The sequence below is a fragment of the Microbacterium sp. Soil_C_42 genome (assembly GCF_057656735.1).
Map to the genome: position 1 here is coordinate 175,771 of NZ_JBDGJU010000003.1, position 23,166 is coordinate 198,936.

Consider the following 23,166-nt stretch of genomic DNA (forward strand, 5'->3'; position numbering starts at 1 on the left):
TCAGTGCTCTTTCGCCGCGACCTTGGAGCCGCCCACGCCGTAGCCGGCGCGCTTCATGATCCAGCCCACGAGCAGTCCGATGACCAGGAGGCCGGCCGACGCCCAGACGAAGATCGGCATGTCGAGGAAGAAGAAGAAGGTGCCGATCGAGACCGCGATGAGCATGATCACGACGGCCGTCCAGGCTGCGGGCGAGTGTCCGTGGCCGGGGTCGCCGATGTTGTTGCTCATGGGTGTCTCCTCGTGAAACCTGGGCGGGATGCCGCCAGTCTAGCGGTCAGGCGGTCGGATCCTCGCCACGCGACAGGTCGTCCCAGTCGTCGATGGCGCGCGATCCGGCAGCGTCGTGGGGGCGCGGGCCGTCGCCGGCGCGCGCGGGAGAACCGGTCGCCGGGGCGGCCTTCGCGGGCTCGTCCGTGCGGTAGCGGCGACCGGTGCGCGACCAGGAGTGCGCGGTCGCGACCACGAACACGCCGGCCGCGATCAGCACCACCCAGACGACCAGCGTCACCGCCGGCCACGCGGTCGCGTCTATGGACGCGACGAGCTTCGCGACGGAGGTCTCCCCCGCGATGCCGGTGGATTCGGTGACGACGGAGGCGACGGCGGAGACCGGGTGCTCGAGCACGACGCGGGCGGTCAGCCACGCGAGGACGGCGCCGATGAAGAACGCCAGTGCGCCGAAGACGTAGCGCAGCATCAGCCCGACGATCGACAGCGCGGCCCCCAGGGCCAGCACCGCGAGGCTGAGCGGCGCGAGCACCGGCACGGCGGAGGCGCCGGGCACCTCCAACGTGTGGTGGGCGGCGTCCTGGAGCTCGACCGTCAGCCATGTCTGCGTCGACGAGATCACGCCCAGCGCCCCGCACAGCACCGTGAGGACGACCGAGAGGAGTCGCGCCCTGCGGATCACGCGTCCGGCTCCGGGCCGCGCACGGCGCCGAGGTCGCGGCCGTCGAAGCACGTGCGGGTGCCGGTGTGGCACGCCGCGCCGACCTGCTCGACTTCGACGAGGATCGTGTCGCCGTCGCAGTCGAGGCTCGCTCCGCGGACCAGCTGGATGTGGCCGGATGTGTCGCCCTTGCGCCAGTACTCCTGCCGGGAGCGCGACCAGAAGGTGACGCGGCCCTCGGTGAGCGTGCGACGCAGGGCCTCGGCATCCATCCATCCGAGCATGAGCACCTCGCGCGTGTCCCACTGCTGGATCACTGCGGCGACCAGGCCGTCGGCGGTGAATCTCACGCGCGAGATGCGCTCGTCGAGCGTCTCGGTCATGCGGTCACCTCGCGGACGGCGATCCCCTCGGCGCGCATGGCGGCCTTCACGTCGCCGACGGTGAGCTGGCCGGAATGGAAGACGGATGCGGCGAGCACGGCGTCCGCGCCGGCCTCGATGGCGGGGCCGAAGTCCTCGGCGCGGCCGGCGCCGCCGGACGCGATGACGGGCACGCTCGCCACCTCGCGCATCAGGGAGACGAGCTCGAGATCGAAGCCCTGCTTGGTGCCGTCGGCGTCGATCGAGTTCACGAGGAGCTCCCCCGCACCGCGTTCGATCGCCTCGCGCGCCCACTCGAGCGCGTCCAGGGTCGTCTCGGTGCGGCCGCCGTGGGTGGTGACGACGAAGCCGGAGTCGGTGGCGGGCGACCGCTTCACGTCCAATGACAGCACGAGCACCTGAGCGCCGAACCGGTCGGCGATCTCGTCCAGGAGCGGCGGGCGGGCGATCGCCGCGGAGTTGACGCCGATCTTGTCGGCGCCGACCGACAGCAGCCGGGCGACGTCGTCGGCCGAGCGCACTCCCCCGCCGACGGTGAGCGGGATGAAGACCTCTTCGGCGGTGCGCCGGACGACGTCGTAGGTCGTCGAGCGCTCGTCGACCGTCGCGGTGACGTCGAGGAAGGTGATCTCGTCGGCGCCCTGGCGGAAGTACTCCCGTGCGAGCTCGACCGGGTCTCCCATGTCGCGCAGGTTCTGGAAGTTCACACCCTTGACGACGCGCCCTGCGGCGACGTCGAGGCACGGGATGACGCGGCAGACCAGGCTCATCAGAGTCTCGCGTTGTGGATCGCGGTGACGAGGATCGCGCGGGCGCCGATCGCGTACAGCGCGTCCATCACGTTGTTGACCCCCTTGCGTGGTGCCATCACCCGAACCGCCACCCATGCGGGATCGCGCAGCGGCGAGATCGTGGGCGATTCGATGCCCGGGGCGATCGCGACGGCCTGGTCGACCAGGTCGGCGGGGAGGTCGTAGTCCACGAGCACGTACTGGCGCGCCACGAGAACTCCGCGCAGTCGACGCAGCAGCGTGTCGGTGCCGGGGACGTCCGAGGGACCGGCGATCAGCACCGCCTCGGAGCGCAGGATGGGCGGGCCGAACACCTCGAGGCCGGCCTGACGCAGCGTCGTGCCGGTCTCGACCACATCGGCGACCGCGTCGGCGACACCGAGGCGCACCGCGGATTCCACGGCGCCGTCCAGAGGCACCAGATCCACCGCGATCCCGCGCTCGTCGAGGAAGGCGTCGACGAGCCCCGGATAAGATGTCGCGACGCGCTTGCCCTCGAGGTGCTCCACCTCGGTCAGCGTCCCGGTCGGGGCGGCGAAGCGGAAGGTCGATCCTGCGAAGCCCAGGGCCTCGATCTCGCGGGCGCCGGGCATGCGGGCGTCCAGCAGCAGATCGCGCCCCGTGATCCCGACGTCGAGGGCGCCGGATCCGACGTAGGTCGCGATGTCCTTGGGGCGCAGGTAGAAGAACTCGACCTCGTTCTGAGGGTCGATGATGTGCAGGTCCTTGCTGTCGCGACGGCCGGTGTATCCGGCCTCGCTCAGCATCTCGGCAGCGGTCTCGGCGAGCGAGCCCTTGTTCGGCACGGCGATTCGCAGCATGGCAGCGGGACTTTCGGGTTCGAGGACGGGTGGGGACGCGCGCTCAGAGATGTCGGTAGACGTCTTCGAGGCTCAGCCCCTTCGCGAGCATCAGCACCTGCAGGTGGTACAGGAGCTGCGAGATCTCCTCGGCTGCGGCATCCGTCGATTCGTACTCGGCCGCCATCCAGACCTCGGCCGCCTCCTCCACGATCTTCTTGCCGATCGCGTGGACGCCCGCGTCCAGCTGTGCGACGGTTCCCGATCCCTCGGGGCGCTCAGCCGCTTTCGCGGCGAGCTCGGCGTACAGCGTGTCGAACGTCTTCACCATGCCAGGGTATCGAACCGAGCGGATGCCTCGGCGCCGCGTGACACGACGCTCAGTGGATGTGGTGCTGGGCGGCGGACGCGCGAAGGCCCGCGATGGCGTTCGACGGGTCGCCCGCGCCGAACACGGCGGAGCCCGCGACGAACGTGTCGGCGCCCGCCTCGGCGGCCTGCGCGATCGTCGACTCGCCGATGCCGCCGTCGACCTGGAGCCACACCGACGATCCGCGCCGGCGGGCTTCATCGGCCAGGCGACGCAGCTTCGGCATGGTCTCGGGCATGAACGACTGGCCGCCGAAGCCGGGTTCGACCGTCATCACGAGGATCTGGTCGAAGTCGTCGAGGAGGTCGAACAGGCTCTCCACGGGGGTCGCCGGCTTGACCGCGACCCCGGCGCGTGCGCCGATGTCGCGCAGCCGCCGGGCGAGCGCGACCGGCTCGGTCGCCGCCTCGAGGTGGAACGTGACGGATGCCGCACCGAGCTCGGCGTACCCGGGTGCCCAGCGGTCGGGGTCGGAGATCATGAGGTGCACGTCGAGGGGCACGGGGCTCGTCGCCTGGATGCGCTCGACCATCTGCGGGCCGAACGTCAGATTGGGCACGAAGTGGTTGTCCATGACGTCGACGTGGACGAAGTCCGCCGTCGCGATCCGCGCGAGCTCGGCCTGCATGTTCACGAAGTCGGCGGCCAGGATGCTGGGATTGATGCGGATGCCGCTCTGGCGGGCGGTGTCGTCGATCGGTGGCACGCGTCCATTATGGTCGAGCCGTGGATCCGATCACGGCGCTGCTGCACGACGTCCTCGAAGACGTCCGACCCCATGACCGCGGCGCCCCCGCGGGCTACATCCCCGAGCTCGCCGCCGCCGATCCCGATCGGCTCGCGCTCGCGGTCGTCGGCCCGCGCGGACGCGTCCGCGCCGTCGGCGACGTCACGCACGAGTTCACGATCCAGTCGATCTCGAAGCCGTTCGTGCTCGCGCTCGCCCTCGCCGATCGCGGGCGGGACGCCGTGCTGCGCAAGGTCGGCGTCGAGCCGAGCGGCGAGCCGTTCAACGCGATCAGCCTCGAGCCCGGCACCGGGCGACCGGCGAATCCCATGGTCAACGCCGGGGCGATCGCGACGTCCGCTCTCATCCCCGGCGACGGCGTCGACGACCGGATGACCCGCATCGTCGAGGGACTCTCCGCTTTCGCGGGGCGCTCGCTGTGGGTCGACGAGCAGGTCTACGCCTCGGAGTCGGCGACCGGCGACCGCAACCGCGCGCTGGCGCATCTGCTGCGCTCGCACGGGATCATCGAGGGCTCGGTCGAGATCGCCGTCGAGACCTACTTCCGGCAGTGCTCGCTGCTCGTCACGGTGCGTGACCTCGCCGTGATGTCGGCGACCCTCGCGTTCGGTGGCCTCAACCCCGTCACCGGCGAGCGGGTCGTCTCCGAGGCCGTGGCCCGCGACGTGCTGTCGATCATGGCGAGCTGCGGCATGTACGACTACTCCGGCGAGTGGCTGCTGCGCGTCGGCCTGCCGGCGAAGAGCGGTGTGAGCGGCGGACTGCTCGCCGTCGCCCCGTCGCAGTTCGGCGTGGCGGCGTTCAGCCCCCGGCTGGACGAGCACGGCAACTCGGTGCGCGCCATCGCGCTCCTCGAGACGCTCGGCGAGCGGTTCGGCATGCACCTGCTCGAGCCGCACGAGAGCGTCGCCGTGCCCGCGTTCACGGTCGAGGACACCGACCAGGGACGGGTGCTGAGGCTCGCCGGCGAGCTCGGCCTCGCCGGCACCGAGCGGGTCGTCGCGGTGCTCCGCGAGATCGCCGAAGCGCTCCCCGAGGGCGCCGAGGTGATCGTCGACGCCCGCGACCTCGCCCGTGCCCACAGTGCTGCGCTGGTCGCGCTGCGGGTCGAGTTCGAGCAGATGCCCCACGGCATCCGTCTGCGGGAATGACGTCGCGAGCCGGAGCGGGATGCTGCGGCTCAGACCCTCCGCAGCAGTGAGATCGACATCGCGTCGGTGTTGTGACGGTGCGGCCACAGCTGTGCGCGCCCGCTGCCGTCGGCTTGCGGCGGCAGGCCCGGGTCGGCGTCGGACAAGGACGTGATCACGTCGCGCGCGGAGATCTCCTCGAGCGCGGCGCCCCACTCCCGGCGGATGTCGGCGACGACGCCCGACGTCTCGGCGAGGTGCGGCGAGCACGTCACGTAGGCGACGACGCCGCCGGGCTTGAGCGCACCGACCGCGGCGCTGAGCAGCTCCCGCTGCAGCTCGGTCAGCGCCGGGACGTCGCTCGGCGCCTTGCGCCAGCGCGCCTCGGGACGACGGCGCAGTGCGCCCAGCCCGGTGCACGGCGCGTCGACGAGGATGCGGTCGTACGTGTCGGGCGCGTCCGCCGCGCGGGTGCGGCCGTCCTCTTCCGACACGGGCACCTCGACCGGGACGCCCGCAAGAGCCTGCCGGACGAGCCCGGCGCGCGCCGGTGAGATCTCGTTGGCCTCGAGTGTGGCGCCGCCGACGCGGGCCTCGGCGGCGAGCACGGCGGTCTTGCCACCGGGACCCGCGCACAGATCGAGCCAGCGCTCCCCCTCCGTGATCGGCAGGGCGCGCGTGAGCGCCAATGCGGCGAGCTGTGAGCCCTCGTCCTGCACACGGATGCGCCCGCGCGAGGTGCGCACGAGCGGGTCGGGGTCGCCGCCGCCCAGGCGGAACCCGATCGGCGAGAACGGCGTGCGCCGGGCGTCGTCGGGCACACCCGCGAGATCGGGCAGCGCCGCCATCGTGACGCGCGGCGACGCGTTGTCGGCGGTGAGCAGCGCCTCGAGCTCTTCGGCGCGGCCCTCCGCGGCCAGCGCGCGCCGGAAGGCGCGCACCACCCACACCGGGTGCGAGAACAGCAGGCCGAGCTGCTCGTCGTCGGACCGCGCGCTCGCGGCGACATGCGTCATCCAGTCGCCCGGCGTGTCGCGCGACACCCGGCGCAGCACGGCGTTCACGAACCCGGCGGCACCGCGGCCGCCCGCACCCCGGGCGAGCTCCACGGATTCGTTCACCGCGGCGTGGGAGGCCACTCGGGTCGACAGGAGCTGGTGCACGCCGAGACGCAGCGCGTCGAGCACGGCCGGGTCGACATCGGAGACCGGGCGATCGGCGGCGATCGCGATCACCGCGTCGTAGGTGCCCTGGCGCCGGAGCGTGCCATAGGTGAGCTCGGTCGCGAGGGCGGCGTCGGCCGTCGACAGGCCCGCGCGCGAGATCGCGGTCGGCAGCAGCAGGTTGGCGTACGCGTCGGATTCGTGGACGGCTCGCAGCGTCTCGTAGGCGACGCGGCGCGCCGCGACCGTGCGGCTCACGATCCCGCCACCGGCGTCGCGTCGCGCAGCCCGCGCCACCAGTCGGCGGCGCGCATCGCGCCTTTGCCGGCGGGCTGCACCGTCTCGAGCGCGATCGGCGCGGATGCCGTCCCGGCGATCACCTGCTTGCCGTGCAGAGCGAGAGCGCCCGGTGCGAGCGACGGCGCATCGCCGGGAGCAGGCGCGACCGCGAGCACTTTGAACCGCGCGCCGTCGATCGTGGTGTGCGCACCGGGCTCGGGCGTCACCCCGCGGATGCGGCCGAGCACCGCGCTCGCGGGCTCGTTCCAGCGGATGCGGCCGTCGTCGTCGCCGAGCTTCGACGCGTACGTGGTGTCGCCTTCCTGCGGGCGGGCGACGGCGGCGCCGGCGGCGATCGCGTCGACCACGTCGGAGAGCAGTCCGGCACCGTCGTCGGCCAGCGAGGCGAGGAGGTCGCCGGCGGTCGCGTCCGGCGGCACGTCGACCGCGAGCTCGCCGAACACGTCTCCGGCGTCGAGCTCGGGCACCAGCTGGAACACGCTGGCCCCCGTGCGCGCGTCACCGGCGATGAGCGCGTGCTGCACCGGCGCGGCGCCGCGCCAGCGCGGCAGCAGCGAGAAGTGCAGGTTGATCCAGCCGTGCACCGGGGTCGACAGCAGCGGCTCCCGCACGAGCCCGCCGTAGGCCACGATCACGCCGAGGTCGGGTTCGAGCGCCGCGATCTCGGCCGTGACGGCCGCATCGAGCCGGTCGGCGCGGACCACGGGCAGCCCGAGCTCCTCGGCCGCCGCGGCGACGGGTGACGGCGTCAGCACTCGCTTGCGCCCGAGCGGGGCGTCCTGGCGGGTGATGACGGCGGCGATGTCGTGACCGGATGCCGCGAGCCGGCGCAGCGATGGCACAGCCGGCGCCGGTGTGCCGGCGAAGACGAGACGCATGACGTTCCTGGGAGTCGAGGGTCAGAGATCGAGATCGGGTACGTCGACCCGAACCTTCAGTGTATGGGCGGCTCCGGGCGCGCGACCCTTCGCGGGACGGCGCCCCTTCATCGCGTGGCTGACCACGGACGCGCGCAGGCTCTCGGTCACCCGCGCCCCGAGGCCGTAGTCGAACCGCACGAGAGCACGAACCGAGTCCTCGTGCGCGATCGGACCGAGCACGGCCTCTGCGTCGAGCTCGGGGACCGCGGTGCGCAACGCCGCGAGGGCGGTGTCCACCGCGCGACGCGGGCCGTCCACGGAGGCCACCCGCACGGTCGGCGGCATGCGCAGCGGGGCGCGGTCGGCGAGCTCGGAGCGGGCGTACGCGGCCTGCGTCCAGGTGGCGAGCGCGCGAGCGACCTCGCCGCCCACGCCGACGAGATGGACCGGAGCACCGGGGGCGGCCAGGGCCGCCGCGTTCGACCACCACCGCAGGCACGACTCGCCGATGCGCAGGTCGTCGGCCATCAGCATCCGATCCCCGTCGAGCAGGATCACGGCACGGTACCCGCCGGCCGCGAGCGGCTCGGCGCCGCGGGTCGCCACCACGAGGGCGGGACGGGTGTCGACCTCGGCCACCGGGTGGTCGCCGTCGGCGAGGATCACGCGCGTGCCGGGAAAGGCGCGGCCGAGCTCGTCGGCGGTGCGCTCGCTGCCGGACGAGGCCATGCGCAGCAGCGTCGACCGGCACTCGGGGCAGGCCCACGCGTGGGCGGCGCGTCCGCACCACGTGCATGTCGGGACGGCGCCCTGCCGCGCCGCGTGCAGCGGACCGCCGCAGTGCGCGCAGCGCGCAGGATGGCGGCATTTCGCGCACACGAGAACGGGTGCGTAGCCCGGACGCGCCACCTGGACGAGCACGGGTCCGTCGGTGAGCGCTGCGCGCGCGGCCGCGAACGCCGACGACGGCACGCGCGCCGCGCGAGACTCCCCCTCGCGGTTCGCGCTCAGCACGACGCGAGGGCTCGCTCGCCGTGCCGCCGGGAGGTCGCGCACCCAGCCGACGGCGACCAGACGCTCGACGTCGGTGGTGCGGGTGTGCCCCGCGAAGACGAGCGCTCCGCCGTGCAGCTCCTGACGCAGCAGCGCCGCGTCGCGGGCGTGGACACCGGGGCTCAGCGGCTCCCCCAGCAGGGGATCCCCATCGTCCCAGAGCGCGACCAGCCCGAGCTCCGACACCGGCGCGTACACGGTGGAGCGGTTGCCGATCACGACGCACGGCGCGTCGGCGAGGGTCCGCAGGAACGCGGCGTACCGGGTGGGGCCGCTCTGCTTCGCATCGTCGCGGACCAGGGCGTCGGCGGGGATGCGGGCCGCGAGCGCGGCTTCGAGCTGGGCCCGGTCACGATGATCCGGCACGGCGATGACCGCGCTGCGCCCGGCGGCGAGGGTGTGCGTCGCCGCCGCGGCGAGGAGGATCGCCCAGGACCCGACGACCGTGCCGTCGTCGAGCGTCGACGGCATCGGCGGCGCATCGACCGCCAGGCGCTCGTCGCGGTCGAGCGCCTCGGCGAGTCCCGGGTACGCGTCGAGCACGCCGTCGGCCCACCCGCGATCCGCGTCGTCGACCACCGGTCGCGGCGGCGGGTCTGCCGCCAGCCACGCCTTCTCGGCGCGCACCATGCGCTTGGGGATCGCGAGGCGGAGGATGTCGCCGGCCGACCCTGCCGCCCGGTCCGCGGCGCGCCGGGCGAGCGCATAGAGCGCCGGCGTCAGCACCGGCACCGGCGACACGACGGCCTCGAGCTGCGAGAGCGGGCGGTCCGAGGCATCCGGCTCCCCCACCTGGACGAGGAGCGCGTCGACCACTCGCCCTGCGCTGCGCAGGGGCACGCGCACGCGGACGCCCGGCACGGCGTCGGGGACGAGCTCGGCGGGGATCTCGTAGTCGAAGAGGCGGTCGAGCTGCGGCAGCGGCGAGTCGATCAGCACGCGCGCGACGCGCCGCGGGCGCTGCTCGCCGGGGCCGGGCGCGTCGTCGTCCACCGCGGTCACGCGGCGGGTGTCAGAGCCCCGCGGCGGCGCGCAGCGCGTCCGCGCGGTCGGTGCGCTCCCACGTGAAGTCGGGCAGCTCGCGGCCGAAGTGGCCGTACGCCGCGGTCTGCGCGTAGATCGGCCGGAGCAGGTCGAGCTGGTCGATGATCGCCTTGGGGCGCAGGTCGAAGACCTCGAGGATGGCGTTCGTGATGACGTCGTCCGCGACGCGGCCGGTGCCGAACGTCTCGACGTAGAGCCCGACGGGCTTCGCCTTGCCGATGGCGTAGGCGACCTGCACCTCGAGGCGGTCCGCGAGTCCGGCGGCGACGGCGTTCTTCGCGACCCACCGCATCGCATACGCGGCCGAGCGGTCGACCTTCGACGGGTCCTTGCCGCTGAACGCGCCGCCGCCGTGGCGGGACGCGCCGCCGTACGTGTCGATGATGATCTTGCGGCCGGTGAGGCCGGCGTCGCCCTTGGGGCCGCCGATGACGAAGGGCCCCGCCGGGTTGATGTAGTACTTCACGTCGGGCAGCTCGAGTCCCGTCGCCTCGAGCACCGGGTCGATGACCTCGGCGCGGACGGCGGCGCGCAGCGCCTTCTGAGAGATATCGGGGTGGTGCTGCGTCGACAGCACCACTGACTCGACCGTCTTCGGCGTGTGGCCGTCGTAGCCGAGCGTCACCTGCGTCTTGCCGTCGGGGCGCAGGAACGGCAGTTCGCCCGACCGGCGCACCTCGGCGAGCCGCTCGGCCATGCGGTGCGCCGTCCATGCGGCCATCGGCATGAGCTGCGGCGTCTCGGTGGTGGCGTAGCCGAACATGATGCCCTGGTCGCCCGCTCCCTGCAGGTCGTGCGGGTCTTCCGAGCCGTCCTCCCGGCGCTCGAACGCCTTGTCGACGCCGGCGGCGATGTCGGAGGACTGCGCCCCGATCGAGACGCTCACGCCGCACGAGTCGCCGTCGAAGCCGGTGTCGCTCGAGGTGTAGCCGATGCGGTTGACGACGCCGCGCACGATGGCCGGGATCTCGACGTACGCGGAGGTCGACACCTCACCGGCGACATGGACGAGCCCGGTGGTGACGAGGGTCTCGACGGCGACGCGCCCGTTCGGGTCGGCGTCCAGGATCGCGTCGAGGATCGAGTCCGAGATCTGGTCGCAGATCTTGTCGGGGTGGCCCTCGGTGACGGATTCGGACGTGAACAGGCGCAGGTCGGTCATCGGTACTCCAGTTGTCGTGGCTCCGGTCATCGTGGCGTCCGGTCGTCGAGGGGGCGGACACCAGTATGCCCCCGACGACGGACAGGGCCGTCGTCGGGGGCATCGAGGATGTGACGGATTACTCCGCGCGGCGCAGGCGCAGCTTGTCCTCGTGGATCTCGTGCATCGCGATGGTGAGCGGCTTGTCCTCGACGGTCGAGTCGACGAGCGGGCCCACGTTGTCGAACAGGTTGCCCTCGTGGAGGTCGGAGTAGTAGTCGTTGATCTGGCGCGCGCGCTTGGACGCGAAGATCACGAGCTGGTACTTCGAGTCGACCTTCTCGAGCAGGCTGTCGATGGGGGGCTCGATGATGCCCTGGTTCGTTCCGGCCATGGCGAAACCTCCTGGATCGGATGAAAGGAATGGGAGTCGATGGAGCCTCGGGGTGCCGAGGCATCCCCCCAGTCTACGTGACGGGATGCTCTCAGCGCGCGAGGCGTGCGACCTGGTCGGCCGCGTGGGCGACGTCGTCGTTCACGACCCGGTAGTCGAACTCGCCCTGCGAGGCCAGTTCGGTCTTCGCGGTGCGCAGGCGCCGGGCGCGTTCCGCGGCATCCTCGGTGCCGCGGCCGACGAGGCGCTGCACGAGCTCGTCCCAGCTCGGCGGCAGCAGGAAGACGAGCGTGGCCGAAGGATCGGCCTCGCGCACCTGACGGGCCCCCTGCAGGTCGATCTCGAGGAGCACGGTGCGCCCCTCGGCGAGGGCCTTCTCGATGGGGCCTCGCGGCGTGCCGTAGCGGTAGGCGTTGTGCACCGTCGCGTGCTCGAGCAGCTCGCCGTCCGCGATCATGCGGTCGAACTCCGCGTCATCGACGAAGAAGTAGTGCTCACCGTCGACCTCGCCGGGGCGGGGCGCGCGCGTCGTCGCCGACACCGACAGCAGGATCTCGGGGTGGTGCTGCTTGATGTGGGCGGCCACGGTGCCCTTGCCCACCGCGGTGGGACCGGCGAGGACGACCAGGCGGCTGCGGCCGGCACGGGGTTCGGACTCGGGCCACCGGCTGTCGAGGAACTGGCGCAGGTCCTCGCGCTGGCGCGAGCCGAGGCCGCCCAGACGCTTGACCGGTGAGATCTCGAGGTCCTGGAGGATGCGGTCGCGCTTGCCCTCGCCGATCGCCGGGATCGCGGTCAGGAACTCGGGCACGCGCATCGCGCCCGCGGGCGAGGTGGGCTCGGCGAGGGCGCGCCGCAGGAGCTCCTGCGGCGTGATCACGCGCATCGCGACGTCCTTCTTGAGGGCGGCGCGCTCGCGGCGCGCGGCGACGGCGCGCCTCGAGGCGGCGACACGGTCGACCTCGGGGGGCCTCCCCTGCGCGCCAGGGACGTGGGGCGGGGCTTCATCAGGGGTTTCCTGAAAAAGGGTGCGCGAATCGGACATATCAATCACCACGGTAGAGAAGGGCGCGCTCGGATATGCGCGCGGCGAGCCGGTCGGGTCCGGCAGCCAGGATGCTGCGGCTCTCAGACGCTACCACCGCTTCCTGCAGGACGCCGAAGCGCTCACCGAGATGACGTGGTTCCGCGCCCTGGTGACCGAAGCCCGGGCCGAGGATCGGCGCAGCCGGCGCGAAGGGCCGGAGGCCGGCATCCGTCCAGTCGACGGTGCCGCCGATGACGAATCCGAGGCTCCCCCACTCGCCGTCGGGCGTCGTACGGCCATTGCGCTCGGAGACCTCGCGGACGATCCCGGCCGAGACCGTGTCGCCGTCCGCGTGGCGTGCGCGCTGCAGCCCGAGCGCCTCCGGGTTGCTGGTCGCGGCCAGGACGAACACGCCCTTGCCGTGGCGCAGGGCGAGGTCGAAGGTGCCGTCCAGCGCACCCACGCCGAGGTACGGGCTCACGGTGAGCGCATCGGCCTCGAGCGGTGAGCCGGGCGTGAGCCAGGCCTGCGCGTACGCGTCCATGGTGGTTCCGATGTCGCCGCGCTTGGCGTCCGCGATCACGAGGAGTCCGGCGTCGCGCGCCGCCGCGAGCACGTCCTCCAGCGCGGCGAAGCCCGCCGAGCCGTGCACCTCGAAGAACGAGACCTGCGGCTTGACGACGGCGACCCGGCCTGCGGCGGCCTCGACCACGCGCAGGCCGAACTCGCGCACACCGGCGGCGGAGGCATCCATTCCCCACTCCGCGAGGAGGTGGGCATGCGGATCGATGCCGACGCACAGCTGGCCGTGCCTCGCCATCCCCGCGCGGATGCGCTCGCCGAATGAGGTCATGCGCCCGCCCGATCGGCCGCGTACTCCTGCAGGCTCTTGACCTTGAAGCCCTCGCGCAGCACCGGCAGGGCGCTGACGGCGGCGCCGAGCACGGCCATCGTGGTGAACAGCGCCTTGTCGCCCGCGACGGCGGCCGCGCGGATCTCGTAGCCGTCGGCGCGGGTGGCACCGCCGGACGGGGTGTTCACGACGATGTCGATCTCGCCCGCGTTGATCAGGTCGACGATGTTGGTCTCGCCCGAGTCCTGCGTCTCGGAGTACTTGCCCACCACGCGCACGTCGATGCCGTTGCGCGAGAGGATCTCGGCCGTGCCCTCGGTCGCGACGAGATCGAAGCCGAGCTCCTGCAGGCGGTGGGCGGGGAGGATGACGGCGCGCTTGTCGGCGTCGGCGACCGAGATGAACACGGTGCCCGACTGCGGCATGCCGCCGTACGCGGCCTCCTGCGACTTCGCGAACGCGGTCGGGAAGTCGCGGTCGATGCCCATGACCTCACCCGTCGAGCGCATCTCGGGGCCGAGCACCGAGTCGACGGTCTGGCCGTCGCGCGTGCGGAACCGCTTGAACGGCAGCACCGCCTCCTTGACGGCGACGGGGGCGTCCAGCGGCACGCGCGAGCCGTCCTGCTCGGGCAGCAGCCCCTCCGCCTTCAGCTCGGCGATGGTGGCACCGGCCATGATGCGCGACGCCGCCTTCGCGAGCGGGATGCCGAGGGCCTTGGAGACGAACGGCACGGTGCGGCTCGCGCGGGGGTTGGCCTCGATCACGTAGAGCACGCCGGCCGAGATCGCGAACTGCACGTTCAGGAGCCCGCGCACGCCCACGCCCTCGGCGATGGCGCGCGTCGCCTCGCGGACGCGGTCGATCTCGGTGCGACCGAGGCTCACGGGGGGCAGCGTGCACGACGAGTCGCCGGAGTGGATGCCGGCCTCCTCGAGGTGCTCCATGACGCCGCCGATGTACAGTTCTTCGCCGTCGTACAGCGCGTCCACGTCGAGCTCGATCGCGTCGTCGAGGAAGCGGTCCACCAGCAGCGGCAGCCCGGGGCCGATGATCGCCTCGCCGGCGACGCGGACGAAGTAGTCGCGCAGCGCCTCGGTCGAGTACACGATCTCCATGCCGCGGCCGCCCAGCACGAAGCTCGGGCGCACCAGGACGGGGTAGCCGATCTCCTCGGCCACCGCGACGGCGCCGTCGACGTCGATCGCGGTGCCGTTGCGCGGTGCGACGAGCCCGGCGTCGTCGAGCAGGCGCGAGAAGAGCTCGCGCTCCTCGGCCAGGTCGATCGCGGCGGGCTTGGTGCCGAGGATCGTGTAGCCGGCCTCCTCGATGCCCTTCGCGAGCCCGAGCGGGGTCTGGCCGCCGAGCTGGCAGATGACGCCCAGGATCTTCCCCGACTGCGCCTCGGCGTGCAGCACCTCGAGGACGTCCTCGAGGGTCAGGGGCTCGAAGTACAGGCGGTCGGACGTGTCGTAGTCGGTCGACACCGTCTCGGGATTGCAGTTGACCATGACCGTCTCGTAGCCCGCGTCCGACAGCGCGAACGACGCGTGCACGCAGGAGTAGTCGAACTCGACGCCCTGGCCGATGCGGTTCGGGCCCGAGCCGATGATGACGACCTTCGTGCGTTCGGACGGCGTGACCTCGGTCTCGAAGTCGTAGCTCGAGTAGTGGTACGGCGTCAGCGCCGGGAACTCCCCCGCGCACGTGTCGACGGTCTTGTAGACGGGACGGATGCCCAGACCGTGACGGATGCCGCGCACCTGGGTCTCGCTGTCGCCGCGGAGCTCTGCGATCTGGGCGTCGCTGAAGCCGTGCTCCTTCGCGATGCGGAGGGTGGCGGCATCCAGCTCTCCCGCCTGGGCGACGAACTCGGCGACCTCGTTGATGAGGACGATCTGGTCGAGGAACCACGGGTCGATCTTGGTGGCCTCGAAGGCCTGCTCCACCGTGGCGCCCTTGCGGAGCGCCTGCTGCAGGACGACGATGCGGCCGTCGGTCGGGGTCTTCGCGATCTCGAGGAGCTCGTCCACCGACCGAGGCTCGTCGCCCCAGTGGAAGCTCGAGCCGCGCTTCTCGAGCGAGCGCAGCGCCTTCTGCAGCGCGGTCGCGTAGTTGCGGCCGATCGCCATCGCCTCGCCGACCGACTTCATGGTGGTGGTGAGGGTCGTGTCGGCGGCAGGGAACTTCTCGAAGTTGAAGCGCGGCACCTTGACGACGATGTAGTCGAGCGTGGGCTCGAAGCTCGCCGGCGTCACCTTGGTGATGTCATTGGGGATCTCGTCGAGGCGGTAGCCGATGGCCAGCTTCGCGGCGATCTTCGCGATCGGGAAGCCGGTGGCCTTCGACGCCAGCGCCGACGAGCGCGACACGCGCGGGTTCATCTCGATCACGATGATGCGGCCCGTCTTCGGGTCGACCGCGAACTGGATGTTGCAGCCGCCGGTGTCGACGCCGACCGCGCGGATGATGTCGATGCCGATGTCGCGCAGCTTCTGGTACTCGCGGTCGGTGAGCGTGAGCGCCGGGGCGACGGTGATCGAGTCGCCGGTGTGGACGCCCACCGGGTCGACGTTCTCGATCGAGCAGACGACGACCGTGTTGTCGGCGGTGTCGCGCATGAGCTCGAGCTCGTACTCCTTCCACCCGAGGATCGACTCCTCGAGCAGCACCTCGTTGGTCGGCGAGTCGTGCAGGCCGGCGCCGCCGATGCGGCGCAGGTCCTCCTCGTCGTACGCGAAGCCCGAGCCGAGGCCGCCCATCGTGAAGGACGGGCGCACGACGAGCGGGTAGCCGAGCTTCTCGGCGCCGGCGAGCAGCTCGTCCATCGTGTGGCAGATCACCGAGTCTGCGACGTCGGCGCCGGCGTCGAGCACCAGCTGCTTGAAGATCTGGCGGTCCTCGCCCTTGTTGATCGCCTCGAAGTCGGCCCCGATGAGCTCGACGTCGTACTTCTCGAGGATGCCGTGCTTGTGCAGGTCGATCGCGGCGTTGAGCGCCGTCTGACCGCCGAGCGTCGGCAGGATCGCGTCGGGCTTCTCCTTCGCGATGATCGTCTCGATCACACGCCAGTTGATCGGCTCGATGTAGGTCGCGTCGGCGAAGTCCGGATCGGTCATGATCGTCGCCGGGTTGGAGTTCACGAGGATGACGCGGACGCCCTCGTCACGGAGCACGCGGCAGGCCTGCGTGCCGGAGTAGTCGAACTCGCACGCCTGACCGATGACGATCGGGCCGGAGCCGATGACGAGGACGGAGTTGATGTCGTCGCGCTTGGGCATTACTTCGCGGCCTTCTTCTCGAGGTTCGCGACAACCAGGTCGCGGAAGCGGTCGAACAGGTAGTTGGCGTCGTGGGGTCCTGCGGCGGCCTCGGGGTGGTACTGCACCGAGAACGCCGGGATGTCGAGAGCGCGCAGCCCCTCGACCACCTGGTCGTTGAGGCCGACGTGGCTGACCTCGACCTTGCCGTAGCCGTTCGGGCTGTCGAACGAGCCCTCGACGGGCGCGTCGACGGCGAAGCCGTGGTTGTGCGCGGTGATCTCGACGCGGCCGGTGGCCTTGTCGAGGACGGGCTGGTTGATGCCGCGGTGGCCGAACGGGAGCTTGTACGTGCCCAGGCCCAGCGCGCGGCCGAGCAGCTGGTTGCCGAAGCAGATGCCGAAGAAGGGCAGGCCGTCGTCGAGCACGCCGCGCAGCAGGTCGACATGGTCGCCCGATGCGGCAGGGTCGCCGGGGCCGTTGGAGTAGAACACCGCGACCGGGTCGATCGCGCGGATGCCGTCGATCGTGACGTCCTGCGGGAGCACGTGCACCTCGAAGCCGCGGGCGGCGAGGTTGTCGACCGTCGCCTGCTTCACGCCCAGGTCGAGCACGGCGAGGTTGCCGATGCGCTCGCCCTGCGCCGGCGTGATCTCGGCCGCGGCCACCGAGACCTGCGCCGAGAGGTTCTGGCCGGCCATCTCGGGGGCCTCGCGCACCAGCCGCAGCTGCTCATCCGGGTCGATCGCCGCGGCCTCGCCGGAGAAGATCGCGCCGCGCATGCTGCCGGCCGAGCGGATGTGACGCGTGATCGCACGCGTGTCGATGCCGCTGATGCCGATCACGCCGTCGTTCACGAGGGCGTCGTCGAGCGACTCGTCGGCACGCCAGTTCGACACCACGCGGGAAGGGTCGCGGACGATGTAGCCCGACACCCAGATGCGCCGCGACTCGGGGTCCTCGTCGTTCATGCCGGTGTTGCCGATGTGGGGTGCGGTCTGGAGCACGATCTGGCCCGCGTACGAGGGGTCGGTGAGGGTCTCCTGGTAGCCCGTCATGCCGGTGGCGAAGACCACTTCGCCGATGGTCGTGCCGAGGGCGCCGTAGGCGCGTCCGACGTGGCGGGTCCCGTCCTCGAGCACGAGGACGGCCGGATCGGTCTGGAACAGAGAGGTCATGCGTCGGTTCCCGTCTGGGTCGGGGGAAGGATGCCGGCCACCGCGTCAGCGAGGGCGCGGGCCGAGGCATCCTGGGGTCGGAGATAGGAGTCGACGACGGTCCCGTCGTCGAGGCGCCACGCGAGACGCACGAGGCCGTCGGGCTCGACCACGCGGTCGATCGCGACTGTCGCCTGCGCGACGTCTTCGATGCGTTCGGCCGCCAGGAACACGCGGGGCTTGCCGGTGAGATCGAGCGCGACGCCGGCATCGGTGACCGTCACGTCGGAGCGCGAGCGGAAGGCGAGGCCGCCGATGGCGAGACGCTCGAGCGGCTCGCCGTGACGCGTCGTCGCGACGTAGAGCGTCGGGAACGCCGAGAGCGTCGCGGCCCCCGCCGGGATCTCGCCGACGGGCGCGACCAGCGCGGCGTCGCGCCGCGTTCGTCGCCACCAGGCCCACACCAGCACGCCGAGCAGCGCGATGGTGACTGCGACCATGACGCCGAGCGCGGCCTCGCGGGTCATGCGCGCACTCCCGGCGTGTCGAGGAGGGCGCCGTCGGCGACCGTGACCGTGCCCTGGTGCAGGGTCCAGCGGACGTCGCCCGGGAGCTCGCGGCCGAGGTACGGCGAGTTCATGCTGCGGCCGCGCAGGTCGTCGGTCGTGAAGGTGCGGCGCGGCGACGGGTCGTAGAACGCCAGGGACGCCGGCTGTCCCTCCGTGAGCGGGGTGCCGTGGCCGGTGAGCCGGCCGATGCGGGCGGGCTCGCGCGACATGACGCGTGCGACATCGCCCCACGTGATGAGGCCCGTGTCGACCATCGACTGCTGCACGACGCGCAGCGCGCTCTCGAGGCCGACCATGCCGTTCGCGGCCGCCTGCCACTCGCATGCCTTGGCTTCGGCGGGGTGCGGCGCGTGGTCGGTCGCCACGATGTCGATCGTGCCGTCGGCGAGGCCCTCGCGCACCGCGAGCACGTCCTCCTCGCGGCGCAGCGGCGGGTTGACCTTGAAGCGGGCGTCGTAGTCGCGCACGAGCTCGTCGGTGAGGAGCAGGTGGTGGGGGGTGACCTCCGCCGTGACGTTCACGCCGCGGCGCTTGGCCCAGCGGATGATCTCGACCGACCCGGCGGTCGAGAGGTGGCACACGTGCAGGCGCGAGCCGACGTGCTCGGCCAGGAGCACGTCGCGCGCGATGATCGACTCCTCCGCGACCGCCGGCCAGCCCGCGAGGCCGAGCTCGGCCGACACGGCGCCCTCGTTCATCTGCGCGCCCTCGGTGAGGCGGGGGTCCTGGGCGTGCTGAGCGATGACGCCGTCGAACGCCTTCACGTACTCCAGCGCTCGCCGCATGATCAGCGGGTCCCACACGCAGAAGCCGTCGTCGCTGAAGACGCGGACCCGCGCGCGCGAGGCGGCCATGGCGCCGAGCTCCGCGAGCCGCTCGCCCTTCTGGCCCACGGTGACTGCGCCGATCGGCTGCACCGTCACGAACCCGGCGGCCTCGCCCAGCGCGAGCTCCTGCTCGACGACGCCTGCCGTGTCGGCGACCGGGGAGGTGTTCGGCATCGCGAACACGGCGGTGTACCCGCCGGCCGCGGCGGCGCGGGAGCCGGTGAGGATCGTCTCGGATGCCTCGTACCCGGGCTCGCGCAGATGAGTGTGGAGATCGACCAGACCGGGCAGCAGCACCAGGCCGTCGACGTCGATCTCGGTGGCGCCGGCGCGGCTGATGGCGCCGCCGATAGCGGCGATGACGCCGTCCTCGACGAGGACGTCGGCGGCGGTCGATCCTTCGACCAGCGCCCCGCGGAAGAGAAGGGTCTCGCTCATCGGGTGTTCTCCTTCTCTGTGCCGTCCGCGGCGGGGCCATCCGCGGTGGACGTGGTCTCGGCCGGGGTGCGCTCCGCGCCCGCCAGCAGCAGGTACAGCGCGGCCATGCGCACCGAGACGCCGTTGGCGACCTGCTCGAGCACGGTCGAGCGCGGCGAGTCAGCGGCTTCTGCGGAGATCTCCAGGCCCCGGTTCATGGGTCCGGGGTGCATGACAATGCTATCCGCTCCCAGTGCCTGAAGTCGGCGTGCGTCCAGGCCCCAGCGGCGCGAATACTCCCGTTCAGTGGGGAAATACGCCGCATTCATGCGTTCCAGCTGGATGCGCAGCATCATGAGCGCGTCGGGGCCGGCGGCGATCGCCTCGTCGAGGTCGTACCGCACCTCGACCGGCCAGCCCGACATGTCCTGGGGCACGAGCGTGGGCGGCGACACCAGGGTGACGCTGGCGCCGAGCGTGTTCAGCAGCCACACGTTCGAACGCGCGACACGCGAGTGCAGCACGTCGCCGACGATCGTCACCTTGACCCCTGCGAGGTCCCGCCCGCGGCTGTCGTCGCGGAAACGGCGCTTGCGGATGGTGAACGCATCGAGCAGGGCCTGCGTCGGGTGCTCGTGGGTCCCGTCGCCGGCGTTGACGACGCCCGCACTGATCCAGCCGCTGGTGGCGAGGGTGCGCGGCGCACCGGACGCGCCGTGGCGGATGACGACGGCGTCGGCGCCCATCGCCTGCAGCGTCTGCGCGGTGTCCTGGAGGGACTCGCCCTTCGAGACGCTCGAGCCCTTCGCGGAGAAGTTGATGACGTCGGCCGACAGGCGCTTTGCGGCCGCCTCGAACGAGATGCGCGTGCGCGTGGAGTCCTCGAAGAACAGATTGACGACGGTCTTGCCGCGCAGCGTCGGCAGCTTCTTGACCTCGCGCTGCTGCGTGTCGGCCATGTCCTCCGCGACGTCGAGGATGCGCAGCGCGTCCTCGCGGGAGAGGGTCTGGGTGTCGAGCAGGTGCCTCATGACTCGATCGTCACCTCCTCGACGCCGTCGGTCTCGGCGAGACGCACGTTCACGCGCTCGTCGCGCGAGCTCGGCAGGTTCTTGCCGACGAAGTCCGGCCGGATGGGCAGTTCGCGGTGGCCGCGGTCGACCAGCGTCGCCAGTCGCACGGCGGCGGGGCGGCCGATGTCCTGCAGGGCGTCGAGGGCGGCACGGATGCTGCGACCCGAGAAGAGCACGTCGTCCACGAGGACGACGACCTTGCCGTCGATCCCGCCGGCAGGGATCTGCGTCGGCTGTGGGGCGCGGGTCGGGTTGCGGTGCAGGTCGTCGCGATACATCGTGACGTCGAGCGATCCGATCGGGATGGGGACGCCGCCGAACTCGGCGACGAGCGCGCCGACGCGGTGGGCGAGGGTGACGCCGCGAGTGGGGATGCCGAGGAGGACCAGTCCTTCGGGGCCCTTGTTGGACTCGAGGATCTCGTGGGAGATCCGAGTCAGGGCCCGGGCGATGTCGGCCTCGTGCAGCACGGTGCGCGTGCTCATCCGCCGCTCCCTTCTCCGCCTCACGGGACGGTGTTAAAGGTTGCTGTGATCGCCGACCAGTCTACGACACGGCGAAGGCCGGACCCGAATCGGGTCCGGCCTTCGCCGAGTCGTGCGCGGCGGGTCAGCGGCGCGCGGGTCCGCGCAGCACGCGGGAGGCCACGACGAGCGCTGCCGCGATCAGCACCACGTTCTTGAAGATGTACTGGCCCGTGAGCGTCGGGCCGACCGGGCCGAAGACCTCTGCGGGCAGCAGCACGATCGGCGACAGGATGCCCACGAAGGCGAGCGCGAGGACGACGAGGCCCACGCGGGCGAAGGCGCCGCCGGCGATGAGGAGCGCACCCGCGGCGACCTCGATGACCGCCGTGGCGACGAGCGCGGCCTGCCCGTTCACCAGGCCGAACGTGAGCTTCTCCCACGTGCGGCTGACGAGGGCCTCGACCGGGCTCACGCCGGGGAAGAGCTTGAGCGCACCGAAGACGAGGAAGACGGCGCCGAGGGCGAGGCGCAGTGCCGGGATGCTCCAGCGCTGCAGCGAGGCCTTGACGGCGGCCTCGGCGCGGGCCTCCCACGCCAGGACGGCGCTGAGCGGGTTCGGGCGAGCGGTGGACGCGGGGACGACGCCGCCGGCGCCGTGGATGGGAACGGTGGTCATGGCGTGATTCCTTCGGGTTCTGATCGCCCGCGATCGCGGGCACGGTGATCAGGACCCTCCGGAGACACGGGGTGATACGAACCGGCGCAGATCAGCGCCCACTCCACACAAGACGCGATGGGAGAACGCCGACCCGTTGTGGAGGATCTACAACAAGCCGGCGTTCCGGGTTCGTCAGGCCGCGGGGGTCGTCGCCGCGCGGTACAGGTCGTCCTCGACCTGGGACGCCCGGATCGGGTGCCCCTGGCTCGTCAGGCACTTCCCGCTCGCGAGGTCCCACTTCCAGTCGTGCAGCGAGCACGTGAGCACGCCGTCCTCGATCTTCCCGGTCTTGGTGAGATCGGCGCGCAGGTGCGGACAGCGGCGCTGCACGATCCAGTCGCCGAGCTGGGCGTCCTCGGTCTGGTCGGTCTGCTCGGCGTACCAGTTCTCGACGTACTCGATGCGGTCCCGCGAGAGGCACTTGAGGAAGGTGGTGAGGAACTCGTTGAACTTGCCGCTGCGGCCGACGGCGAACTGCATCGACAGGAAGATCGAGTTGGACCAGTCGATCTCGTGGTCGGCGATGTTGGTGGAGACCAGATCTGCGGGGATCGTGTACCAGTAGATGCACTCGTCGCCGTCGGCGTACTCGCGCACCTTGGCCTTCGGGAAGTCCACGACCATGTCGAGCTCGCCGATGCGGAAGCGCACCACACCGCCCACGCCGTTGCGGATCGTGCGGGCGCGGCGCAGCAGCGGCTCCCACCACTCCTTGATCGCGGCGAGCATCTCATCGGGCGCGAGCACGGCCGCGCGCGAGGCCTCCTCGGCGCGGATCTCATCCTGGCGCGAGTCGCGCTGCTCGGCCAGGTACGCCCACTTGTCGTCGAAGATGCGGTCGATCTCGGCCTGCGTGTAGAGCGTCTGGGTGACCGAGATCTCGCCGCCGTTCAGCTCCACGACCGTGCCGGGGACGAACTCGTAGCCCTTCTGCTCGGGACGCAGCTGCGCCATGTGCGCGAGGAACTGGCGCTGGTCGGTGAAGATCGAGTCGTTGTCGATGCCGTAGCCGTTGTACCTGAAGAGCTCCTCGCGCAGGAACATCGGCGGCCCCGCCATCGGGAAGACGTGCTCGGCGTCGACCTTCTCGATGTAATACATCGCGCGCTTGTTCTGCGCGTCGCGCTTCAGCTTCGCGAAATTCTGCTTGGCGTCCTGGGGCAGGTCGTAGACCATCGGCCACCAGATCGCACCCGACACCTGCGTGAAGTACGCCTCGGGCTTGGAGAACGACATCAGCTTCTCGAGGTCGAGCGGGTGCGAGTCGTTCTGGTTCAGGATGCTGGCGGTGCCGTCGTCCACCGACAGCGACGAATCGCCGATCGGGCCGTCGCTCGGTGCCCGCAGCGGCGTGACCATGACCTTGAGGTCGCCGAACTCCAGCGGCACGCCGGCCTGCGTGTAGACGATGTTGTCGTAGCCGAGACGGCGCAGATCCTGCTCGAGGTCGTCCGTCGGGTAGTCCGGCAGCAGCACTTTGATGGTCTTCGGCACATGCCTCTGCATGAGCGCCGGGTCGAAGTGGTCGCGGTGGCGGTGGGAGATGTAGAGGAAGTCGGCCTTGCCGTAGGTCGACCAGTCGAGCGCCCGGTTGTCGGGGAACGGGAACCACGACCCGAAGAAGGTCGGCCCGATCACCGGGTCGCAGAGGATGCTTCCTCCCGCCGTCTCGATGAACATTCCGGCGTGGCCGAGGCCCGTGATGCGCATGGGGTTGCCCTCCTGTCGA

General features: G+C 71.5%; 23 protein-coding genes. 1 reads left to right on the forward strand and 22 read right to left on the reverse strand.

The features are described from left to right. Genes AC3A46_RS03680 through rpe form a run of 7 tightly spaced genes read right to left on the reverse strand, consistent with a single transcriptional unit; the run spans position 1 to position 3,942 of the window. Positions 1-231, reverse strand: a complete 231-nt coding sequence (locus tag AC3A46_RS03680; RefSeq protein ID WP_045302461.1) for a DUF6704 family protein — start codon at positions 229-231, stop codon at positions 1-3. Between the two features lie 46 nt (positions 232-277). Further along, positions 278-913 carry a Trp biosynthesis-associated membrane protein gene (locus tag AC3A46_RS03685; RefSeq protein WP_487663855.1) on the reverse strand — a complete coding sequence of 212 codons (636 nt, stop codon included), beginning with the start codon at positions 911-913 and terminating at the stop codon, positions 278-280. Then, complete coding sequence (hisI, locus tag AC3A46_RS03690; protein WP_487663856.1) at positions 910-1,275, reverse strand: phosphoribosyl-AMP cyclohydrolase; 366 nt, start codon at positions 1,273-1,275, stop codon at positions 910-912. The genes AC3A46_RS03685 and hisI overlap by 4 nt, the downstream gene beginning before the upstream one ends. Further along, positions 1,272-2,045, reverse strand: a complete 774-nt coding sequence (gene hisF / locus AC3A46_RS03695; protein WP_487663857.1) for an imidazole glycerol phosphate synthase subunit HisF — start codon at positions 2,043-2,045, stop codon at positions 1,272-1,274. Before hisF ends, hisI begins: the two co-directional genes overlap by 4 nt. Then, positions 2,045-2,887, reverse strand: a complete 843-nt coding sequence (hisG, locus tag AC3A46_RS03700; protein ID WP_487663858.1) for an ATP phosphoribosyltransferase — start codon at positions 2,885-2,887, stop codon at positions 2,045-2,047. Before hisG ends, hisF begins: the two co-directional genes overlap by 1 nt. Positions 2,888-2,930: 43 nt before the next feature. Further along, the gene (locus tag AC3A46_RS03705) at positions 2,931-3,194 is read right to left on the reverse strand and encodes a phosphoribosyl-ATP diphosphatase (protein WP_045302883.1); all 264 of its coding nucleotides are present in this window, start codon (positions 3,192-3,194) and stop codon (positions 2,931-2,933) included. A 52-nt stretch (positions 3,195-3,246) separates the two neighbouring features. Then, positions 3,247-3,942, reverse strand: a complete 696-nt coding sequence (gene rpe / locus AC3A46_RS03710) for a ribulose-phosphate 3-epimerase (protein WP_487663859.1) — start codon at positions 3,940-3,942, stop codon at positions 3,247-3,249. Positions 3,943-3,962: 20 nt separating this feature from the next. Here rpe and glsA point away from each other — a divergent pair, with 20 nt between their 5' ends. Beyond that, complete coding sequence (gene glsA, locus AC3A46_RS03715; RefSeq protein WP_487663860.1) at positions 3,963-5,135, forward strand: glutaminase A; 1,173 nt, start codon at positions 3,963-3,965, stop codon at positions 5,133-5,135. 29 nt (positions 5,136-5,164) lie between these two features. On the opposite strand, the gene AC3A46_RS03720 is transcribed toward glsA, so the two are convergent. From AC3A46_RS03720 to AC3A46_RS03790, 15 genes are all read right to left on the reverse strand, one after another. Further along, on the reverse strand, positions 5,165-6,535 hold the full coding sequence (locus AC3A46_RS03720; RefSeq protein WP_056368243.1) for an RsmB/NOP family class I SAM-dependent RNA methyltransferase: 1,371 nt from the start codon (positions 6,533-6,535) through the stop codon (positions 5,165-5,167). Beyond that, positions 6,532-7,455, reverse strand: a complete 924-nt coding sequence (fmt, locus tag AC3A46_RS03725) for a methionyl-tRNA formyltransferase (RefSeq protein WP_487663861.1) — start codon at positions 7,453-7,455, stop codon at positions 6,532-6,534. Before fmt ends, AC3A46_RS03720 begins: the two co-directional genes overlap by 4 nt. A gap of 21 nt (positions 7,456-7,476) precedes the next feature. Beyond that, a complete protein-coding gene (locus AC3A46_RS03730; protein ID WP_487663862.1) occupies positions 7,477-9,492 on the reverse strand; it encodes a primosomal protein N' family DNA-binding protein in 2,016 nt (671 codons plus the stop codon). Positions 9,493-9,502: 10 nt separating this feature from the next. Next, positions 9,503-10,696 carry a methionine adenosyltransferase gene (gene metK / locus AC3A46_RS03735; protein ID WP_487663863.1) on the reverse strand — a complete coding sequence of 398 codons (1,194 nt, stop codon included), beginning with the start codon at positions 10,694-10,696 and terminating at the stop codon, positions 9,503-9,505. Between the two features lie 118 nt (positions 10,697-10,814). After that, positions 10,815-11,069 (reverse strand): DNA-directed RNA polymerase subunit omega, encoded by a 255-nt coding sequence (rpoZ, locus tag AC3A46_RS03740; RefSeq protein WP_018170775.1) that lies wholly within the window; start codon positions 11,067-11,069, stop codon positions 10,815-10,817. A gap of 91 nt (positions 11,070-11,160) precedes the next feature. Next, a complete protein-coding gene (gene gmk / locus AC3A46_RS03745; RefSeq protein ID WP_487663864.1) occupies positions 11,161-12,114 on the reverse strand; it encodes a guanylate kinase in 954 nt (317 codons plus the stop codon). A gap of 1 nt (position 12,115) precedes the next feature. Then, on the reverse strand, positions 12,116-12,949 hold the full coding sequence (gene pyrF / locus AC3A46_RS03750; RefSeq protein ID WP_487663865.1) for an orotidine-5'-phosphate decarboxylase: 834 nt from the start codon (positions 12,947-12,949) through the stop codon (positions 12,116-12,118). Continuing rightward, entirely contained in the window at positions 12,946-16,230 is a 3,285-nt protein-coding gene (carB, locus tag AC3A46_RS03755) for a carbamoyl-phosphate synthase large subunit (RefSeq protein WP_487663866.1), read from the reverse strand. Before carB ends, pyrF begins: the two co-directional genes overlap by 4 nt. Further along, positions 16,230-17,387: a glutamine-hydrolyzing carbamoyl-phosphate synthase small subunit gene (gene carA / locus AC3A46_RS03760; protein ID WP_487663867.1), complete on the reverse strand. Its 1,158-nt coding sequence runs from the start codon at positions 17,385-17,387 to the stop codon at positions 16,230-16,232. Before carA ends, carB begins: the two co-directional genes overlap by 1 nt. Continuing rightward, the gene (locus tag AC3A46_RS03765) at positions 17,384-17,893 is read right to left on the reverse strand and encodes a PH-like domain-containing protein (protein ID WP_487663868.1); all 510 of its coding nucleotides are present in this window, start codon (positions 17,891-17,893) and stop codon (positions 17,384-17,386) included. The genes carA and AC3A46_RS03765 overlap by 4 nt, the downstream gene beginning before the upstream one ends. Then, the gene (locus AC3A46_RS03770) at positions 17,890-19,200 is read right to left on the reverse strand and encodes a dihydroorotase (protein WP_487663869.1); all 1,311 of its coding nucleotides are present in this window, start codon (positions 19,198-19,200) and stop codon (positions 17,890-17,892) included. Before AC3A46_RS03770 ends, AC3A46_RS03765 begins: the two co-directional genes overlap by 4 nt. Next, positions 19,197-20,210 carry an aspartate carbamoyltransferase catalytic subunit gene (locus tag AC3A46_RS03775; RefSeq protein ID WP_487663870.1) on the reverse strand — a complete coding sequence of 338 codons (1,014 nt, stop codon included), beginning with the start codon at positions 20,208-20,210 and terminating at the stop codon, positions 19,197-19,199. Before AC3A46_RS03775 ends, AC3A46_RS03770 begins: the two co-directional genes overlap by 4 nt. Next, positions 20,207-20,737 carry a bifunctional pyr operon transcriptional regulator/uracil phosphoribosyltransferase PyrR gene (pyrR, locus tag AC3A46_RS03780; RefSeq protein ID WP_487663871.1) on the reverse strand — a complete coding sequence of 177 codons (531 nt, stop codon included), beginning with the start codon at positions 20,735-20,737 and terminating at the stop codon, positions 20,207-20,209. The genes AC3A46_RS03775 and pyrR overlap by 4 nt, the downstream gene beginning before the upstream one ends. A gap of 124 nt (positions 20,738-20,861) precedes the next feature. Beyond that, entirely contained in the window at positions 20,862-21,395 is a 534-nt protein-coding gene (locus tag AC3A46_RS03785) for a DoxX family protein (protein ID WP_487663872.1), read from the reverse strand. A gap of 174 nt (positions 21,396-21,569) precedes the next feature. After that, positions 21,570-23,147, reverse strand: a complete 1,578-nt coding sequence (locus AC3A46_RS03790) for a Rieske 2Fe-2S domain-containing protein (RefSeq protein WP_487663873.1) — start codon at positions 23,145-23,147, stop codon at positions 21,570-21,572. Positions 23,148-23,166 lie beyond the last annotated feature (19 nt).

Excerpts from the sequence above, each read along its gene's own strand:
- AC3A46_RS03680 (WP_045302461.1), bottom strand. The coding sequence starts at position 231 with ATGAGCAACAACATCGGCGACCCCGGCCACGGACACTCGCCCGCAGCC.
- hisI (WP_487663856.1), bottom strand. The coding sequence starts at position 1,275 with ATGACCGAGACGCTCGACGAGCGCATCTCGCGCGTGAGATTCACCGCC.
- hisF (WP_487663857.1), bottom strand. The coding sequence starts at position 2,045 with ATGAGCCTGGTCTGCCGCGTCATCCCGTGCCTCGACGTCGCCGCAGGG.
- hisG (WP_487663858.1), bottom strand. The coding sequence starts at position 2,887 with ATGCTGCGAATCGCCGTGCCGAACAAGGGCTCGCTCGCCGAGACCGCT.
- fmt (WP_487663861.1), bottom strand. The coding sequence starts at position 7,455 with ATGCGTCTCGTCTTCGCCGGCACACCGGCGCCGGCTGTGCCATCGCTG.
- metK (WP_487663863.1), bottom strand. The coding sequence starts at position 10,696 with ATGACCGACCTGCGCCTGTTCACGTCCGAATCCGTCACCGAGGGCCAC.
- rpoZ (WP_018170775.1), bottom strand. The coding sequence starts at position 11,069 with ATGGCCGGAACGAACCAGGGCATCATCGAGCCCCCCATCGACAGCCTG.
- gmk (WP_487663864.1), bottom strand. The coding sequence starts at position 12,114 with ATGTCCGATTCGCGCACCCTTTTTCAGGAAACCCCTGATGAAGCCCCG.
- pyrF (WP_487663865.1), bottom strand. The coding sequence starts at position 12,949 with ATGACCTCATTCGGCGAGCGCATCCGCGCGGGGATGGCGAGGCACGGC.
- carB (WP_487663866.1), bottom strand. The coding sequence starts at position 16,230 with ATGCCCAAGCGCGACGACATCAACTCCGTCCTCGTCATCGGCTCCGGC.
- carA (WP_487663867.1), bottom strand. The coding sequence starts at position 17,387 with ATGACCTCTCTGTTCCAGACCGATCCGGCCGTCCTCGTGCTCGAGGAC.
- AC3A46_RS03765 (WP_487663868.1), bottom strand. The coding sequence starts at position 17,893 with ATGACCCGCGAGGCCGCGCTCGGCGTCATGGTCGCAGTCACCATCGCG.
- AC3A46_RS03770 (WP_487663869.1), bottom strand. The coding sequence starts at position 19,200 with ATGAGCGAGACCCTTCTCTTCCGCGGGGCGCTGGTCGAAGGATCGACC.
- AC3A46_RS03775 (WP_487663870.1), bottom strand. The coding sequence starts at position 20,210 with ATGAGGCACCTGCTCGACACCCAGACCCTCTCCCGCGAGGACGCGCTG.
- pyrR (WP_487663871.1), bottom strand. The coding sequence starts at position 20,737 with ATGAGCACGCGCACCGTGCTGCACGAGGCCGACATCGCCCGGGCCCTG.
- AC3A46_RS03785 (WP_487663872.1), bottom strand. The coding sequence starts at position 21,395 with ATGACCACCGTTCCCATCCACGGCGCCGGCGGCGTCGTCCCCGCGTCC.
- AC3A46_RS03790 (WP_487663873.1), bottom strand. The coding sequence starts at position 23,147 with ATGCGCATCACGGGCCTCGGCCACGCCGGAATGTTCATCGAGACGGCG.